The organism is Anoxybacillus sp. TBDG-1 (assembly GCF_054815885.1).
In genome coordinates this window covers 37,749-55,870 of the sequence record NZ_JBTZSY010000016.1, presented here as the reverse complement: position 1 = coordinate 55,870, position 18,122 = coordinate 37,749, and the positions used below count along the sequence as shown (strand labels likewise).

Genomic DNA, 18,122 nt, shown 5'->3' with positions numbered 1-18,122 from the left:
CGCTCGATCGTGTTCTTTCTATCACTTAGGGCATTTTCTATCACGGAGATGCCCTTGCGCTTTTTTACATACTACTATCGGGGTGAATAGTTACTCTTTACCATCTTCGTATGGAAAATATCGCATACTATTTTCATGCACTAGTTCCTCTATTTTTTTCCATGTCTCAATATCTTTATTATTATATATTTGTTCTAACTTTTGAATTTCCTGTTTTAGCGCCTTTGGTACCCATTTAGGTTCTTCATTAAGAAACTCTAAAAATTTATCTTCTAATCTTGCGTCGAAAAAAGTCTGATTATAATATGAATCAAAAAAATACTGGGGGTTTTCAAACTCTTTTCTTATATCCATCTCTTACACCTCTTATTTATATTTAGGCTAATCATCTTCCTCAACTTCATGGAAAAATGGATATTTCAGGAGCATCTTTTTGAATGAACCTTTATCTTTGATCGGGAGCCGGCGCGGGAATTTGTATATACATGCAACATGAAGAGTTAACTTCTCAGTCATCCTGCACACCCTAAGCGCTGCAGCACTTCCTCCGGACGTTCGTGGATGTAGTTGACAAACCGAGTAATGGCTTGAATGATATCGTTGCGATCCTTGTGAAATACATTGGCAATCACCGTATCTTTCGACCATTTCCATAAGCGTTCGATCGGGTTCAGCTGTGGCGAATAGGGAAAAGTGAAAACACTGCCCTTCTTCCCGCAAAAACTCCTTGACCATTTTGGCATGGTGAATGCGGGCGTTATCCAACACCAAGACCATGAGACGGTCCGGATCGTGCTCTTTGAGCATTCGCAAGAAATCCAAGAACGTCGCGGCATTGGCAGCGGTCGTTTGATGAAGCACCGTTTCGCCATCGTGGATGTTGACCGCGCCAAACAGCGATACGTGGGCATGATGGCCGAACGTCGGCACTTGTTTTTGGCGGCCGACTTCCGACCATGTGGACCGCAAGACATGGTAAGAGCGGATATGTGTTTCATCAAGGTACAACAAGACCGAATCAGGATCCATTAAGTTTTTTTTATGAAGTCGATCTGTTTCTCAAAATTCTTTTGTCGATCCGGATTGCCTTTCGCCAATGTGTAGGTCGGCCGTGTCCACGACAGCCCTTTGCGGTGCAGGAGTTTTCGCAACGCTTCGCGGGAAATGCAAACACCGAAGTGCTTTTCGACATAGGATTGCAGGAGTTTGGTGTTCCACGCCGAAGCGACGTCCCAGCCCAGTTCTACGGGAGTGGTGGTCAACACAAGCTGTTTGATCTCTTCCTGCTGTTCTTCGGTGAGAAACGGCTCCCGCCCGGGGGCGAAATCCCGATGAAGCAGGAGTTCAAGGCCGCCTTCGTTGAACAGCGACACATAATGGGAAACGGTTTGTCGGCACACGTTGACCATGGAGGCCACCTCTTTGCCCAAATAGCCTTCCATGACCAGGCGAACCGCCATCACCCGTTGGCGAAGAAGGGTGTTTTTGATTTTCCGTTCCTGTTTGCGAAGTGTCCGAGGTGTCCATCCGTGATCGTTGGTGATGCACAAACGCTTCATGAATGATCCTGCTCCTTTTCCATTGGTTTCCTTAGGGCAACAGGATCATCGGAGTGTGCACGAGTAATTAAGAAGATTAGTTTTTAATGAACACATATTGTTAGGGCAATTTTTATTTTTCAAGATAAATGAAAACGCTAAGATGAGAAGTTTACATCATGATGCTGTTGTCGCTAAACTTTATGAATCATAAACTCAAATTCCATGTCTTGATCTGCCTTTATGACGTATTCATCGTGAACTGGGGCGCCCCAGCTGTCGTCCCCGCCAACTCCCATTTGTCGACCTGCTACCGTGACAACCGTATAATGAATATTGGGCAGCTCGTAATGATGATTGGCATGTTCAAGTTCAAAAGCTGTGTATGGCGAAAAGTTGCATTCCAACGGTTCAGTTATAGAAGAAATTTTTATTCCCTGTCCATTGTTGTTCGTTAAGCTTACTTTACGAACACCTGTTCTGTTTCCTGATTCCTGCGGTTTGAGATAGCGCGATACATTGTCAGATACTTGATTTCTAAAGATTCCAAGTCTTGCCCCCTTTGAGCGGTCGACATAGTTTTCTTCGGGCCCCATTGCATACCACTCGAGTTGATTATAGTCGGCTGGAACCTTGAATGATACCGCAAAAATCGGCATTGACGGAAGATTCTCGACTCCATGATAGACCGCCTTCACGCGAATGCTGCCATCAGCATAAACGGTATAACCAATTTTCACTTCCAATTCAGGGTTAATGGAAAATTTGTAGGTAAAGGTGACATTTACTTGGGCCGCTTCCTCTTTCACATCGACTTTTACACATTTACGCGCCAAACTCGCCGCATACCAAAGCCCCGAATAGAAGTCTTGCAAAAAACCTCGGTCATTATCAGTCGTGGCCCTCCAAAACAATGGTGCAGGAGGGACCGCAATCATCTCCTTGCCTGCGTAATTCATTGAAACTAGGCTTCCTGCCTGTTTGGAAAACATGATCGTAAAATCTTTGCCGTGCACCCCAATGTTGACATCACCATGGACAACTTTTAACTTTCCGCTAGGAACAACGAATTCCTTGGAACCAATCTGGAATACAAACTGGCCGAATGCCACCTCATAACCAGCATCAGCCCAAAGTGTTTTTTCTTTCAATTTAAATGATGCATGAATGCAATATTCACCTGCATCTGCCATCATCCCAAGGGGCCAGTCGAACTCGACTCTTTTCTCTTCCTGCGGTGCTACCGATACATTCAGCTTGCTTCGATACAACTCTCTCCCTTCAAGGAATAGGACGTATTCTAAATCATATTCACTTGTGTCAGTGAAAAGACTTTCATTTCTAATATTGACACCGTATTGATCCGGTGAAAGCTTAAAGTTTTGATAAAGATATTTTACTTCCTGCATCTTCGGTGACAACTCCCGGTTGGCATAGACAATTCCGTTCGTGCAGAAACCGTAATCGGTTGGACGGTCGCCAAAGTCCCCTCCATATGCCAAAAATTCTTTTCCATAACGATCTTTTTTCACAAGGGCTTGATCAATGAAATCCCAAATAAAACCACCTTGATACATCGGATACTTTTGTTCCAAATCCGTATATTTGTACATCCCGCCGAGCGAGTTCCCCATTGCATGCATATATTCGCAGCTGATATACGGTTTATCCGGATTTTCTGTTAAATACTTTTCAATTTCATGAGGCTTTGCGTACATACGACTTTCTATGTCGCTTATATCATTGTACTCGCGGGCATGGAATACTCCTTCATAATGGACAAGACGGCTCGGATCGACTGACCGAAAATAGTTGGCGACGTTTAACAGAACTTCCCCAGCATACGATTCATTTCCACATGACCAAATCAGGATGGAAGGATGGTTCTTATCCCTTTCAAACATTGAAATCGCCCGGTCCATAACAATGTCTTGCCATTCTCGATTGTTCCCCGGAACATTCCATGTGGGGTCGACACGGCCCATTTTTTGCCACGTTCCGTGCGTTTCCAAATTCATTTCATCAATGACATAGATGCCGTATTCATCGCATAGTTCATACCAATAGCTTTGATTCGGATAGTGTGACGTACGGACTGCGTTAATGTTATGACGCTTCAATGTTTTAATATCCCATAGCATATCTTCCTTTGTGATCGCCCGGCCTCTTCGGCAATGAAATTCATGTCGGTTAACGCCTTTAAATACAATCCGTTTTCCGTTAAGGTGCATAACTTTATTGATGATCTCGAATCTTCGAAAACCGACCTTCTGTGGAACAACCTCTACCAATTGGCCAAACTCGTTAAAAATCTGAATATATAGCTTATACAAATACGGTTTCTCCGCGCTCCATAATTCCGGTTCATCGACCGCAATGGAAAATGTCCCCTTTTCGCCATGAAGCTCTCCGTCTTTTTTGGCGACAAGGTCGCCTTTCGCATCATACAGTTCAGCGATAAACCTAGAGCCGGCAGGTACCGGAGACAAAAAGGTAAGGTCCGCCGTTAACATGCCTCTCGTATAGGACGAATCCAATTCGGCGCGAACATGTAAATCATAGACATGAATATCTGGCACTGTATAAAGGTATACATCGCGAAAGATTCCAGAAAAACGCCAGAAATCCTGATCCTCAAGCCAACTTCCGGTGCTGTACTGGTAAACCTCAACCGCGAGCTTATTCTCTCCATCCTTTATAAAAGGTGTAAGTTCAAATTCTGCCGGCGTGAAAGAGTCCTCACTATACCCAACAAACTGCCCGTTCAACCAAACATAAAACGCTGACTCTACTCCTTGAAAAGAAATATACACCGGTTTATCTTTCATGCTTTTAGGGAGATTAAAAATTTTTATATAGCTTCCTACTGGATTATAATCCATAGGAACTTCTGGAGGATGAACATCGCAATGACCATCCCACGGATACATTATATTTACATACTGGGGAGTTCCATAACCTTGCAACTGAATATGTCCTGGTACGGAAATATCACTCCAGTTTGAGCAGTCAAAATCGAGCTGATAAAATTCCGCCGGGCGGCTAGCTGGATTGACTGCATAGTGAAACTTCCAATTCCCATTCAACTCATAGCGCATCGACATGGAAATTCCACTTTTTGCTTCTTCCAACGTCTCATAATAAATATGGTCCGAATGGGCAGGTAGGCGATTAACCTCGAAAACACAAGGATCCAAAAGCCATTCTAATGTGGGGGTTGTTAATGTTTTTTTCATTATTTTCACACTCCCTACTCATCATTTTACTGAACCGAGCATCCCAGCAACGAAGTGCTTTTGCATGAAAAAGAAGATTAGCGCCGTCGGCAAGGTAGCGATCACAATAGCGGTCATGATCATTCCAAAATCCGGATAATAACTCGATCCGAGATTTGATATAAGCAATGGCACCGTCTGGTTCTCCGGGGACTGTAATATGACAAGTGGCCATAAATAGCTGTTCCAGCTCGACATAAATGTAATAATGGCCGCGGCTGCATAGGTTGTTTTCATGGTAGGTACATACAGCCTGAAGAAGATCCCCCATTCAGACAATCCATCAATTCGGCCCGCTTCAATAATTTCCTTCGGGAACATTTTCGTGCTTTGGCGGAAGAAAAAAATCAGAAATGCCGTTGTGACTGTCGGCAAAATAACGGCCATCATTGTATCAATACCTATGCTCGGAAATATTTGCGATATTGTCCCAAACATTCTAAACAACGGGACCATTAAAGCAGCAAAAGGTACCATCATTGAAAGCAATAAGAAATTAAATACCAAATCTTTGGTTTTGCTTTTAAAAATTTCAAATCCGTAACCAGCCAAAGAGGAGACCAACAGTGCAAGTAAAGTTGTTACAATCGCGATTTTTGCCGAATTCATTAATGCATTGACCAGATTAGTGCTATCAAGCAGGTTGCGGAAGTTTTCCATAAAGTGACTACCTGGCAATAACCGCCCTTTCGTCACTTCTACTGATTTATTCGTTGCACTAACAACCATCCACAAAAATGGAAACACAGAAACAATAGATGCAATGGTTAAAACAGTATAGTTGAATACGTTTTTAAGATTACTCATTTTTATCACCTGCCACTTTAAACTGAATAATAGAAAAGAATACAATCATAATCACAATCGCATACGAAACTGTTGCCGCATAACCGAAATCAGGAGTATATTTAAATGAAAGATTGTAGATATATTGAGAAATCGTCATCGTTGCATTTCCCGGTCCCCCTTGCGTAATGTTCACTACTTCATCGAACAGCTGGAGCGTACCGATTGTTGAAATGATTGATGTAAACAAAATCATAGGCTTTAACAATGGAATCGTAATTTTAAAAAACTGCTGAACTGGCGAAGCACCATCAATTTTAGCGGCTTCATAAATGGATTGATCGATATTTTGTAGAGCAGATAAGTAAAAAATCATATTATAGCCTGTCCATCTCCATGTAAGAGCAATAATAATGGTCACTTTAGCCCAAAAAGGATCACCTAGCCAGTTGATTGGCTCAGATATAAGGGAAAATTTCGTCAACATAACGTTGATCAATCCATCTTGGCTAAACAAATATTTAAATATGACAGAATACGCAACTAGGGAAGTGACACATGGTAAAAAGATTGCTGTTCGGAACAATCCTCTCAGCTTTAATTTCGGATTATTCAATAGTACGGCTAAGAATAAAGCGACAATAATCATAATCGGAACTTGAATAATAAGGTATATCACTGTATTTTTTACAGTTGTTAAAAAGGTAGGATCGTTAAATAGACGAGCATAATTTTTCAGTCCAACAAAAGTTAGATTCGCACCCGAACCTGATTGTAACGAAAGAATCAATGCCTGAACCATTGGATAGAAATAAAATACGCAAATCATAATAGTAGCCAATATCACAAAAGACCATCCAACTATTGTGCTCTTAATACGGTGTTTCCGATTAATATTTCGACCTGTTTTAATCGTCAAATCTATATTCATCTTTGTTGACGGAATCACTCTATCTCAACTCCCTATCACTATTGATAACAAAAAATCCATGAACAAACTTTTACTCTCCTTCCGCGCATGAAAATAACAACTCAAGGCGCACCTCTTCACTGAAAAGCCCCGAACCACTCCGCCTCCTACGGAATGGTGCTAGTATAAAAACCAGACAGGACGGCGGAATCCCGGGGCTTAATTCATAAAACAATTGATAGATGTTCTGTATATTTATTTAACTTGTTGTTCTGCCTGTTTTTGTGCATCTTCCAACACTTTATCAAGATCTTTGCCTTTTAAGTAATCTTGCAACGCAGCTGCTAAAATATCTTCGATCACATACGTATGTGCACCATAGTTTACTTGAGGAATTTCTGTCATCCATTTGGAGAAATCAGCTGTTACTTTTTGACCTCCAAAAAACTCATCTGCAGCCTTATAGGCCTCACTATTAGCAGCTGGTTTGTATGTGCCAATTGCACCAATTTCTTTGTTTAGCGCTTCATAAAACTCAACATTTGATCCAAACGTTTTAGCTAGAAATTCTGCCGCCTTTTCTTTTCCAGGAATGTTAAGTACATACCAAGAACTTCCACCTAGGTTCGTAGCATTAACAGAGTTAGGAATGCCCGATTGTTTCGGAAAAGGCACAACAGCCCACTTACCAGCCTGAGAAGCTTCGGCTTTAACAGAAGCTGTAATCCAGTTTCCTGTCGGGATCGATGCAACTGCTCCACTATTAAAAGAGGCAACAAATTGACTCCAGTCAGAAATAGGTTTCGATATCCCTGCGTTTACAATTTCTTTGTAAGTTTTAAATGCTTCCTTCAGCGGCTCATTGTCTGCCAAATTCGGGGTTACTCCGTCTTCTTTCACATACCATGAACCACTAGTTTGAATCATCTCACGAATAATCCCCAGATTTTTAGGATCGAGTGCAAGCATATATTTACCCGTTGCTTGTTTTACCTTTTTCCCAATTTCAATATATTTGTTCCAGTCCAATCCTTGTAAATCATCAACAGTATATCCCGCTTTTTGCAAATAATCTGTTCTCACATATAACCCAGCAACCCCTGTATCAAACGGAAGCCCATAATGTTTACCATTTAAGCTAGTAGGAGCAAGTTTATATTCAGCAAAATCTTCCGCTTTGAAATATTTTGATAGGTCATAGAATGCATCAGGATACGCTTTAAGGGAGCTCTGTGCACTATAGTCTTCAATTAATACGATATTTGGCAAGCCTTTTGTTGTGCCAGAACTTAAACTTGTATTAAGCTTTTGAACGATATCCTCTTGAGCATTTTCAATAATTTTTAATTTAAAATTAGGATTCTCTTTCTTATAAAACTCTTCTGCAATTTTCATCGCTTTTACGTTAAAATTTGGATCCCACGTCCACACTGTTATTTCATTCGTACTTTTTGTACCATCTGTAGCTCCCCCGGTTTTCGTTTCTGAAGAACAAGCAGTTAATAGAAGAATACTTACTAAAAATAGTGTCAAAATCTTTTTCAAAGAAAATCCCTCCTGTTTTTTTAATTCTTATGAACTTTTGATGAAAAAGGAGTCTAATTAAGAATATACAGCCGAAAAACATACATTTTTCAGTTGTTGTCTTAATGAAATGAGCCTTTTCACTAAGTGCGTAAGATCCAATGTTTATAGACATTATCATCTTATGCATATTATGTTGCCAACTGTCGGAACGAGACTTCTCTAAACCTTCCCGGCTTCATCATGCTCTCTTAACACTGCTACATCAACCCCCTGAATCCTCAATTCACCTCCTCGAAAACATTTTCCATCAATATCGCATGTTGACGGTACAACAAGCTGTATTTACAGTTGAGAGCTTAATCAGCAAAGTCCAACAACAAAAACAGCTCATTCATCAACTTGTTCAAGAAAATGAACATTTGCGTCACGAAATCAAACAGCTGCGCAAAGAAAATGAACAACTGAAGTATCGCGTTCAAGAGCTGGAAGCACGCACGAAAAAAACAGCTCCAATAGCCATTTGCCCCCATCTTCTGACCGTTTTCACACCCATTCTTCGAATATCTTCTTCAATCATTTCTTTTGGCCAGTATTCTGGATAATAGTCTACACCGATATACATCCTTTTTTTTTCATCTTTATTCATTTCATTCCTGAAGGTGTTGAATAAAGCGATGAAACGCTCGCTTTCCTTCTTCCGTCCGCTTAAACACTCCCGCATGTTCGAGTACTTGTTCAAATCGTTTTCCTACTTCTTCTTTTAATAATTCATGTACATCATCAACAACATAGTGTCTTTCCATTATGTCTTGCACCCATTCCCAATGTTTCAATAACGACGGTTCCCATTGCTCTTTTGGCGTTTGATTTTTCATATACCGTGCGATATGGTCTAGCTCATCCGCTAATCGGCTAGGCAATACGGCTAATCCCATGACTTCAATTAATCCAATATTTTCTTTTTTAATATGATGGAGCTCCTCATGTGGATGAAAAATACCGTATGGATGTTGCGCTGATGTGCGATTGTTTCTTAACACGATGTCCATCTCGTACAACTCCCCACGTCGACGAGCAATTGGCGTCACGGTATTGTGCGGTACATCGTTTGTTTGTGCATATATATTTACGTGAGGATCGCTATACGTTTTCCATTTTGTATAAACGAAATCGCTCACTCGTAACACATCTTGTTTTGCCCCGCGTATACGTATAACTGACATAGGCCAACGAATCATGCTCATTTGTACGTGAGGATAAGCTGGCAATGTAAACGAAAAATCAGATGGAGCTTTTTCAATCGCAAACGTATATTTTCCACCTTGAAAATGATCATGTGATAAAATTGATCCGCCTACAATAGGTAAATCAGCATTGGAGCCGATAAAGTAATGCGGAAATTGATCGACAAAATCAAGCAACCGTTCAAACGTTTTCCTTTCCATTTTCATCGGCACATGCTTATCACGCAGTACGATGCAATGTTCGTTGTAATAAACGTAAGGGGAATATTGAAAAAACCAACGTTCCCCACATAACTCAATTGGGATCATACGATGGTTCGCCCGCGCAGGATGACGAATTGTGCCTGCGTACCCTTCATTTTCAATACATAGCAAGCAAGCAGGATAATGTTGCTCTTTTGTTTCCCTCATGCGCGCAATATCTTGAGGATCTTTTTCCGGCTTAGATAAGTTGATCGTTATATCCATATCCCCATATTTCGTTCGCACTTTCCATCGTCTATTTTTCCTCACTCGGTCTACACGAATGTAATTGGATGCTTGACTAAGCTCATAAAACCAAGTTGTTGCTTCTTGCTTATTTCGTTTATATTTTTCATAAAACATTTGAATAATCGTAGACGGACGCGCCACAAAACAATTCATGATTTCTGTATCAAATAAATCACGCTCTGTCACTGTCTTTCCAACAAACCGTTCATGTTCTTCCGCCCAATTCATGATATGTTGTAAAATGGGAACAAGTGGGCGATCCGAGAAAGGAATAACATCAACTTGTTGCCATTCGTCCAATTTTAACAAAGCTAGCAGTCGATTGCGCGTATAAATGACGTCTTCCTTTTCGATTAAATGATGATGGAGCGCATACTGAATTAGTGCTTCAATTTCTTCATAAATGTTTACCATCGTTTACACCTCTTCATATCCGTTCGGATTCGCTTGATGCCACTCCCATGCTGAAGCAACAATTTCTTCTATCGTTGTGTGTATCGGCTTCCATCCGAGCTCGTGTCTCGCTTTTTCTGATGAAGCAACTAAGCGTGCAGGATCTCCAGGTCGTCTCGGCATAATTTTGGCGGGAATCGGATGCCCTGTGACACGACGTGCTGCTTCAACGACTTCTTTCACAGAAAAACCGTTTCCATTTCCTAAATTGTATATGTCACTTTCTCCACCGTTTCTTAGTTTTTCTACCGCTAACATATGGGCATCTACTAAATCTAACACATGAATGTAGTCACGAATACATGTGCCATCATGCGTGTCATAATCATCTCCAAAAATATGAATCCCCTCTCGTTTCCGTAACGGTACTTGTAAAATAAGCGGAATTAAATGGGTCTCCGGACGATGATCTTCGCCAATCATCGTTCCATACGCCCCAGCAACATTAAAATATCGTAAAGAAATGTAACGAATACCGTATGCGACGTTCACCCATTTCATCATTTTTTCCATCGCTAGTTTTGTTTCACCGTATGGACTTTCAGGATTTGTTTCATCCGCCTCTTGAATCGGAATTTGTTTTGGTTCCCCATACACCGCAGCCGTTGATGAGAAAACGATTTGTTTTACGCCATGCCCATTCATCACATCAAGCAACACTTCTGTACCATAAACATTGTTATTGTAATAAGCTAACGGCTGTTTCACACTTTCACCAACAAGCGAGTTGGCTGCAAAATGAATCACGGTATCTATTTCATGCTTTTTAAATATGTCGCTTAAAAAGTGACGATCACGAATATCGCCCTCGTAAAAAAGCGCATCTGGATGAACAGCTTTTCGATGCCCTGTTTGTAAATTGTCAACGACAACAACTTGTTCTCCTTTTTCAATGAAACGATATACCGCATGACTCCCAATATATCCTGCCCCACCGCAAATAAGAATCATTGCATGTCCTCTCCTTCTTTTTTAAGCCGTTTTGCTCCATCACCTATTTTCGCTACATAAAAACTCGGGACATAGCCGATCTCCATTTCATACATTCGACCAACTTCCTCAATAAATGATGGAATATGATCGTCCTTTACAATATTTACAGTACAACCACCAAAGCCTGCCCCCGTCATACGTGCTCCTATTGTACCTTCATGTTTCCATGCCGCTTCAACAAGCGTATCTAACTCTTTCCCGGTCACTTCATAATCATCACGCAACGATTCATGTGATTGACGCATCAATCGTCCAAACGTATGCAAATCTCCTTGGCGTAAAACAAAAGCCGCTTGCTTTGTCCGTTCATTCTCTGAAACGACATGTCGCACCCTTTTTTGTTCGATCGGAGACAATACATGTGCATATTGATTAAACTGTTCCATCGTCATATCTCCAAGCGAGTTGATGCGTACATGTTGTTGTAATTTCGCTAACGCCTGCTCGCATGTCGCACGTCGCTCGTTATATGCTGAATCAGCTAATCCCCTCTTTTTATTCGTATTGGCAATGACGATCGAGCAATCTTCCAAAGACAGGGGCAAATACTCGTATTGAAGCGTTTGGCAATCGAGCAGTAGCGCATGACCTGCTTTTCCCATTCCAACCGCAAATTGATCCATAATGCCACAATTAACACCGATATATTCGTTTTCTACTTGTTGGCTAATCTTCACTAATTCCAACATCTCGATATTTAATTCAAACAAATACTTCAACATGACGGCCGTAACGAGCTCAATCGACGCAGATGAAGATAATCCAGCCCCATTCGGAATATTGCCATAGTATAAGACGTCAATCCCGCTTTGTACATCTTTTGGCATGAGCGCACGAATCATTCCTTTCGGATAATTCGCCCATCCATGACGCTCGTCATATGAAAGTTCGTCTTTTGTCACTGAGACAATTCCATCTTCATGAAAGTTTTTTGAATACAATCGAATGATCCCATCGTCATTTAGTCGTGCAACGGCATACGTTCCGATATGCAATGAACAAGGTAACACATATCCCCCGTTATAATCTGTATGTTCACCAATCAAATTCACACGACCTGGGGCGAAGAAGGTGAAAGGTCTGTTATATCGACTTTGAAACACTTTTATATATTCATTTTTTAATCGTTCGATCATTCTAGAACACCACTTTGCTTAAATTTATTGGTTTTAACATACTTGAACACCACATGTAACGAACCATGTGCAATATAGTTCACGACTCGCTGTGCTTGTCACTTATTTGCACAATATTCAACGGATCGCTTAAAAGCGTTTAAGTAATATGATTTGGAGAATTATATCAACACCCAAAAAATACAAGAATACTCGTTTGCATAGACGTAAATCCCTTCAATCCAATATGAACATCATCACCCCCGACATCTTGCATATCGGTGAAACGGGCTTGAGCATCGATGGCAAGCTTGCATGGGGCATATGGCGTGCACATCGACGTATACATATCTTGTTCCTCATGTTTCTCGTGAGAAGAAAGTAACCAATGCCATCGGGATTCTCGCACAATATATAAGGAACGATAATATATGATACGTTCAGTACGTATCCAACACACCCCCAAGCAATTCATGCGCTTCGTCATGCCCATCATTTAAGTGATTGAAAAGGGTTTATAGAGCAAAGACATACGTTTTTATTCGCTATCAAACAAACTGTCAAAGCGCATGACGGCGCATCTTCTGAAGAAGAGAGGTGATTGCCAACGTCTTGCATAAAGATCAAAATGACATTACACAGTCCATCAATCGATTCGGACAACAATCTTACACACCCAGATGAAGTGTTACACCACATCATGTGTGCTGTGTGAACTAGAGGTTAAAGTATCAATTTGGATGTGTATAACATCTGGTGAATAGTACCTTCATTACAAGGATTAGAGAGCCTTTTTCCATTCTTTTAATACCCACGTAAAACTTACAAAATCCCCTTTAATATATGGAACATTCAATCCTGCATACATTAACTCATCGCCACCATATAACTCCCCTTTCCCAATTAAATAATATTGCTTATTCGGATCCAATCCTTTTAGACGAACTGAGGAAAGCGAAGCATTCGCCTCCGCTAATACCCTAAAGTAAGCGACAAACGCTTCGGATTGGTCTTCTGAAACGAACATCCACGCCGTTTCATTTCCTTCAAATGGGCTTAGGATTCGATAAAAGTTGCCATATTGCACTAAACGACGAATTTCTTTATAAAAGGCCACTTGCTCTTTCACTTTTTCCTTCTCTTCATCGGTTAATTTCGTTAAATCGAGTTCATAGCCAAAGTTTCCTGACATCGCCACATGCCCGCGAATATCCAGTGAAGTGATGCGATGAACTTGATGGTTTGGAACTGCTGACACATGCGCTCCCATTGCGCTGATTGGATAAACGATACTTGTGCCGTATTGAATTTTTAAACGAGAGATCGCATCTGTATTGTCACTCGTCCACGTTTGCGGCATGTAATAAAGAATCCCTGGATCAAAACGCCCGCCTCCGCCTGAACAACTTTCAAATAAAACGTGCGGAAACTTGGAGGTGATTTCCTCCATTACGCGATACAACCCTAACATATAACGGTGGGCTGTTTCTCTTTGTCTTTCTGGCGGCAAGGCAGCAGATCCGATTTCGGTCATGTGACGATTCATATCCCATTTCACATACGAAATGGGGGCGCTTGATAAAATATCGGACATTACTTTGATAATGTAATCACACACTTCTTTACGTGAGTAATCCAAAATAAGCTGATTACGTCCTTCTGAACACGGCCGTTTTGAAACATGGAGGCACCAGTCTGGATGCTTGCGATATAAATCGCTATCGACCGAAATCATCTCCGGTTCAACCCATAGTCCAAACTGCATTCCCATCTCTCGGATTTTTGTAGCTAGTCCTGCTAATCCATTTGGAAGCTTCCTTTTGTCAACGAACCAATCTCCTAAAGAGCTTTTATCATCGTCCCGTTTGCCAAACCAACCGTCGTCTAATACAAATAACTCGATTCCTAATTCTTTGCCTGCTTTCGCAATTTCCAAAATTTTTTCTTCGTTAAAATTAAAATAGGTGGCTTCCCAGTTGTTAATGAGAATTGGACGTTCTTTGTCTCGGAATGGTCCGCGGGCTAAACGAGTTCGGTATAGTCGATGAAACGTTTGCGACATCCCGTTTAGTCCTTGATCGGAATAGACCATCACCACTTCCGGTGTTTGAAACGATTCGCCAGGCTCTAATAGCCAAGTAAAATCAAACGGATTAATTCCTAGCGACACGCGTGCTGTGTGAAATTGATCAACTTCCACTTGAGCAAGGAAATTTCCGCTGTACACGAGGCTAAAACCAAATACTTCACCTTCGTCTTCATTGGCATTTTTTCTTAACAACGCGATGAATGGGTTTTGTTGATGGCTGCTTGCCCCTCTTCGGCTTTCGATCGATTGAGTGCCGACAAAAAGCGGTTTTCTTTCTACATATCGTTCTCGGCAATGTGCGCCTGAAAGATGCAGAAAATCGAAGTTCGCATCGCGAAAATCGATATTCATGCTTAACGCACGTAAAATTTTTATATTTTCTGAACCTTGATTTTCAAAGCGAACAGAACGTGTAATCGCATTGAAATGTTCAAATACGGTATAAGAAAGGATTACTTTTAGTTTTGTGATATCATCCTCTAACTCGATTTCCAGCGTCTCCGCTTCATCTTCTGTTTCGACATAAGTCGCTGGCAATCCATTTAATTTCGGCTTGCCTTTGTAGATTTTATGTGTTTTATAGCGCAAATCCGATACGGTAGACCCATTTTCAAGTTGTATTTGATAAGCCGGTGTGCGAAAGTCTGTATTGCCGTATGCTGGATATTCTTGCGGCAATGTATCTAATGAAAATGTTCGATCAGATGGGTCAGGATTAGGAGAAAATCCTCGATCTAAAAACTGTAATTTATTCGAATGGTGATAGTTGCGAACTTTTTTCCCGAAATAAAGATGGACTAAATACCCGTCGCGGAAAACTTGCATAACATAGCTTGTGTCTTTTGCTTGTAAATGAAATGTTTTGTTTATAGAATCGAACGTAATCGCCATGGTAATCCCCCATTATTTTTTATTTAATTGCGCCTCTTGTTACTCCGCTGATAATCCATTTTTGCGCAAACAAGTAAACGATAATCATCGGTGAAAGTGCCATTAAGTAGGAGGCAAATGCCAAGTTATAATCTGTGCCAAATTCAGACTGAAACACGTATTGGACTAATGGAATGGCGTATACTTTCTCTAATCCAGTAACATCGCGTAACATATCAATATAAGCCGATTGAATGGAATCAAGTTCTGATGCGCTCGTCACATCGACAAATACCCCCGCCTTGGACAGTTCAGCGAATGTAGAGTTCGCTCCAATAGCAACGATATCAGGAATATCCCTCTTGGCAACGCGGGTTTTCAAAACCGTTTCAGCATCTGGTGGATTAACATTAACAACATCAATATTTGGGTTTTCTTCTTCAAACTTAGCAATTAATTTATCAAACGTATCTTTCGCTTCAGATTTGTAATGGAAGAATTCGATTTTCACCTTTTCACTCGAACCCACTTTTCCGTCTCCATTATCGGCCTTACATCCAGTCAAAAAAATCAAAATGATAGAGACAATTAAATTACTAAACATAAATAACCTTTTCTTATTCATTGTTATCTCCCACTAGAAATAAGTTTTATTTTAGTAAGCGCTTACGTCTGTTAGTAAAAATTTTAGTAAATTATTTAACTTAAGTCAATAAAAATTTTCTGAAAAAATAAAAAAGCCGACCGTGTGCAGGTCGACTTCTCTTCTCTTAATCAAACGTAATTTCTTTCACTTTTTCTTCATCGAGACGCTTAATGACTTCGACTAGTAGTTTTACTGTTTGTTCGTAGTCATCGCGGTGAAGAAGGGCAGCGTGGGAGTGAATGTAGCGCGTTGGGATAGAGATCGTTAACGCTGGAACGCCGCGCATCGTCATATGGATCGCACCAGCGTCTGTTCCACCGCCTGGCATCGCGTCAAAGCGGTACGGGATGTTCATTTCCTCCGCAACGTTAACAACAAATTCTCGCAATCCTTTGTGAGAAACGAGCGTTGCATCGTATAAAACGATATGCGGTCCACCTCCGAGTTTTCCCATCGCATCTTTTTCTGATACACCTGGTGTATCACCAGCAATGCCAACATCAACCGCAAATGCAATATCTGGTTCGATCGCAAAAGCAGATGTTCGCGCACCGCGCAAGCCCACTTCTTCTTGCACTGTACCAACGCCATACACGACGTTTGGATGCTCCACATCTTTTAATTGTTTCAACACATCGATCGCAACGGCACAACCGATGCGGTTATCCCATGCTTTCGCAAGCAACATTTTTTCATTGTTCATCACCGTAAATTCAAAATACGGCACGATTGCATCGCCCGGGCGCACGCCCCATTCGATCGCTTCATCTCGGCTAGAAGCCCCGATGTCAATAAACATATCTTTTATTTCAACAGGCTTTCTTCTTGCTTCAACTGGTAAAATGTGCGGCGGTTTCGACCCGATGACCCCGGTAATGTCGCCCTTTTTCGTCACGATCGTCACTCGCTGAGCGAGCATGACTTGGCTCCACCAGCCGCCAAGCGGTTGGAAACGAATAAAGCCTTTTTCATCAATTTGCGTCACCATAAAACCAACTTCATCTAAATGACCTGCAATCATCACTTTCGGACCGTTCTCTTTTCCTACTTTCTTTGCAATTAAACTTCCGAGGCGGTCCGTCGTCACTTCATCCGCATACGGAGCGATGTATGATTTCATCACTTCGCGTACTTCCCGTTCATTTCCTGGAACGCCTTTTGCATCCGTTAACGCTTTCAACATCGTTAACGTTTCATCGAGCTTTTTCACATCTGTCACTCCTCTCTATGTACAACATTCATTATACTAAACATTTCGACATTTGTTAATAATTGTGACTTTGTCGTTCATGATTTACTTCGTTTTTCGCGATGTACGCACGTTCAATTTGCTGGGCAGTAAAAGAGAGAGCATGAGCAAGCTGAGCGTACGCATACACTAGTTGATTGTATGCTTCTTCATTTAGCTGTCCACGAAACGCGTGAACCGCCTCAAATACGCGTAAAAATTGATCAACAAGCGGTTGGCTTTCTTGTACGTTTGGCCATTGTACACCCTCATGTAAAGAAAGGTCGAGCCCGAGCGATAAAATAAAGTGAAGACCGTCAACATATTCTTCTAAAATCGTTTCGACTGCTGCTGGTGGCTTCGAACTCCAAAACTTGAAGCAACGCGTTTCATTCGCAAGTTCCCCGATTTCAACAAGAAGAGCTAACAATTTCCGTTCAACTAAACGTTCACCGCGCAATCCGCGCTCCGTCTCAATTCGTTCGTCCAATTGCCGCTGCATAGCGAATAATTTTCTTATATCCATTTTTTCTCCCCCTCTTACAAAAAATGACCATCCCCTCAAGGGAGAATGGTCATTTCCTTTATTACTTGTTTAAATTTTCTTTTGCGATGTTCGCAAGTTGTGTGAACGCTGCTGCATCGTTTACTGCTAAGTCAGCAAGCATTTTGCGGTTTACTTCGATACCTGCAAGCTTTAGTCCGTGCATTAAACGACTGTAAGAAAGACCGTTCATGCGCGCTGCAGCGTTAATGCGCGTAATCCAAAGTTTGCGGAAGTCGCGTTTACGTTGACGACGATCGCGATACGCGTACATTAACGATTTCATCACTTGTTGGTTTGCAACTTTATATAAACGATGTTTCGAACCGAAGTATCCTTTTGCTAGTTTAAGAATTTTTTTACGACGTCTGCGTGTGACTGTACCGCCTTTTACACGTGGCATAACATTTCC

The 18,122-nt window shown here is 41.3% G+C and carries 15 protein-coding genes and 2 pseudogenes; 2 read left to right on the top strand and 15 right to left on the bottom strand.

The genetic code is table 11. The features are described from left to right. Positions 1-90 precede the first annotated feature (90 nt). From ACYQY7_RS06890 to ACYQY7_RS06860, 7 genes are all read right to left on the bottom strand, one after another. Positions 91-354 carry a hypothetical protein gene (locus tag ACYQY7_RS06890; RefSeq protein WP_461201336.1) on the bottom strand — a complete coding sequence of 88 codons (264 nt, stop codon included), beginning with the start codon at positions 352-354 and terminating at the stop codon, positions 91-93. Between the two features lie 27 nt (positions 355-381). Beyond that, on the bottom strand, positions 382-1,029 hold the full coding sequence (locus ACYQY7_RS06885; protein WP_461201335.1) for a transposase: 648 nt from the start codon (positions 1,027-1,029) through the stop codon (positions 382-384). Then, complete coding sequence (locus ACYQY7_RS06880) at positions 1,029-1,559, bottom strand: helix-turn-helix domain-containing protein (RefSeq protein WP_461201334.1); 531 nt, start codon at positions 1,557-1,559, stop codon at positions 1,029-1,031. The genes ACYQY7_RS06885 and ACYQY7_RS06880 overlap by 1 nt, the downstream gene beginning before the upstream one ends. Positions 1,560-1,732: 173 nt before the next feature. Then, a complete protein-coding gene (lacZ, locus tag ACYQY7_RS06875) occupies positions 1,733-4,774 on the bottom strand; it encodes a beta-galactosidase, LacZ type (RefSeq protein WP_461201333.1) in 3,042 nt (1,013 codons plus the stop codon). Positions 4,775-4,795: 21 nt separating this feature from the next. Continuing rightward, a complete protein-coding gene (locus tag ACYQY7_RS06870; protein ID WP_461201332.1) occupies positions 4,796-5,620 on the bottom strand; it encodes a carbohydrate ABC transporter permease in 825 nt (274 codons plus the stop codon). Next, the gene (locus ACYQY7_RS06865; RefSeq protein ID WP_461201338.1) at positions 5,613-6,530 is read right to left on the bottom strand and encodes a carbohydrate ABC transporter permease; all 918 of its coding nucleotides are present in this window, start codon (positions 6,528-6,530) and stop codon (positions 5,613-5,615) included. The genes ACYQY7_RS06870 and ACYQY7_RS06865 overlap by 8 nt, the downstream gene beginning before the upstream one ends. A gap of 234 nt (positions 6,531-6,764) precedes the next feature. Next, the gene (locus tag ACYQY7_RS06860; RefSeq protein WP_461201331.1) at positions 6,765-8,054 is read right to left on the bottom strand and encodes an ABC transporter substrate-binding protein; all 1,290 of its coding nucleotides are present in this window, start codon (positions 8,052-8,054) and stop codon (positions 6,765-6,767) included. A 299-nt stretch (positions 8,055-8,353) separates the two neighbouring features. On the opposite strand from ACYQY7_RS06860, the pseudogene ACYQY7_RS06855 reads away from it, so the two are divergent. After that, positions 8,354-8,598: pseudogene (locus tag ACYQY7_RS06855) on the top strand (DUF6444 domain-containing protein); the annotation flags it as partial. A gap of 85 nt (positions 8,599-8,683) precedes the next feature. Here the strand turns inward: ACYQY7_RS06855 and ACYQY7_RS06850 are convergent. The 3 genes from ACYQY7_RS06850 to ACYQY7_RS06840 are packed head-to-tail and all read right to left on the bottom strand — an operon-like array spanning position 8,684 to position 12,354. Continuing rightward, positions 8,684-10,186, bottom strand: coding sequence for a UDP-glucose--hexose-1-phosphate uridylyltransferase (locus ACYQY7_RS06850; protein WP_461201330.1), 1,503 nt, complete (start codon positions 10,184-10,186; stop codon positions 8,684-8,686). A gap of 3 nt (positions 10,187-10,189) precedes the next feature. Then, a complete protein-coding gene (gene galE, locus ACYQY7_RS06845) occupies positions 10,190-11,176 on the bottom strand; it encodes a UDP-glucose 4-epimerase GalE (RefSeq protein WP_461201328.1) in 987 nt (328 codons plus the stop codon). Continuing rightward, positions 11,173-12,354, bottom strand: coding sequence for a galactokinase (locus ACYQY7_RS06840; RefSeq protein ID WP_461201327.1), 1,182 nt, complete (start codon positions 12,352-12,354; stop codon positions 11,173-11,175). The genes galE and ACYQY7_RS06840 overlap by 4 nt, the downstream gene beginning before the upstream one ends. Positions 12,355-12,406: 52 nt before the next feature. Between ACYQY7_RS06840 and ACYQY7_RS06835 the strand changes: the two are divergent. Then, positions 12,407-12,928: pseudogene (locus ACYQY7_RS06835) on the top strand (IS66 family transposase); the annotation flags it as partial. Between the two features lie 186 nt (positions 12,929-13,114). Here the strand turns inward: ACYQY7_RS06835 and ACYQY7_RS06830 are convergent. From ACYQY7_RS06830 to rplT, 5 genes are all read right to left on the bottom strand, one after another. After that, on the bottom strand, positions 13,115-15,313 hold the full coding sequence (locus ACYQY7_RS06830) for an alpha-galactosidase (RefSeq protein ID WP_461201326.1): 2,199 nt from the start codon (positions 15,311-15,313) through the stop codon (positions 13,115-13,117). A 19-nt stretch (positions 15,314-15,332) separates the two neighbouring features. Next, entirely contained in the window at positions 15,333-15,896 is a 564-nt protein-coding gene (locus ACYQY7_RS06825) for an ABC transporter substrate-binding protein (RefSeq protein WP_461201337.1), read from the bottom strand. A 166-nt stretch (positions 15,897-16,062) separates the two neighbouring features. Beyond that, positions 16,063-17,148, bottom strand: a complete 1,086-nt coding sequence (locus ACYQY7_RS06820) for a M42 family metallopeptidase (protein ID WP_461201324.1) — start codon at positions 17,146-17,148, stop codon at positions 16,063-16,065. Between the two features lie 55 nt (positions 17,149-17,203). After that, positions 17,204-17,692 carry a dUTP diphosphatase gene (locus ACYQY7_RS06815; protein WP_461201323.1) on the bottom strand — a complete coding sequence of 163 codons (489 nt, stop codon included), beginning with the start codon at positions 17,690-17,692 and terminating at the stop codon, positions 17,204-17,206. Between the two features lie 61 nt (positions 17,693-17,753). Next, positions 17,754-18,113, bottom strand: a complete 360-nt coding sequence (gene rplT, locus ACYQY7_RS06810; RefSeq protein ID WP_003397837.1) for a 50S ribosomal protein L20 — start codon at positions 18,111-18,113, stop codon at positions 17,754-17,756. Positions 18,114-18,122: the final 9 nt, after the last annotated feature.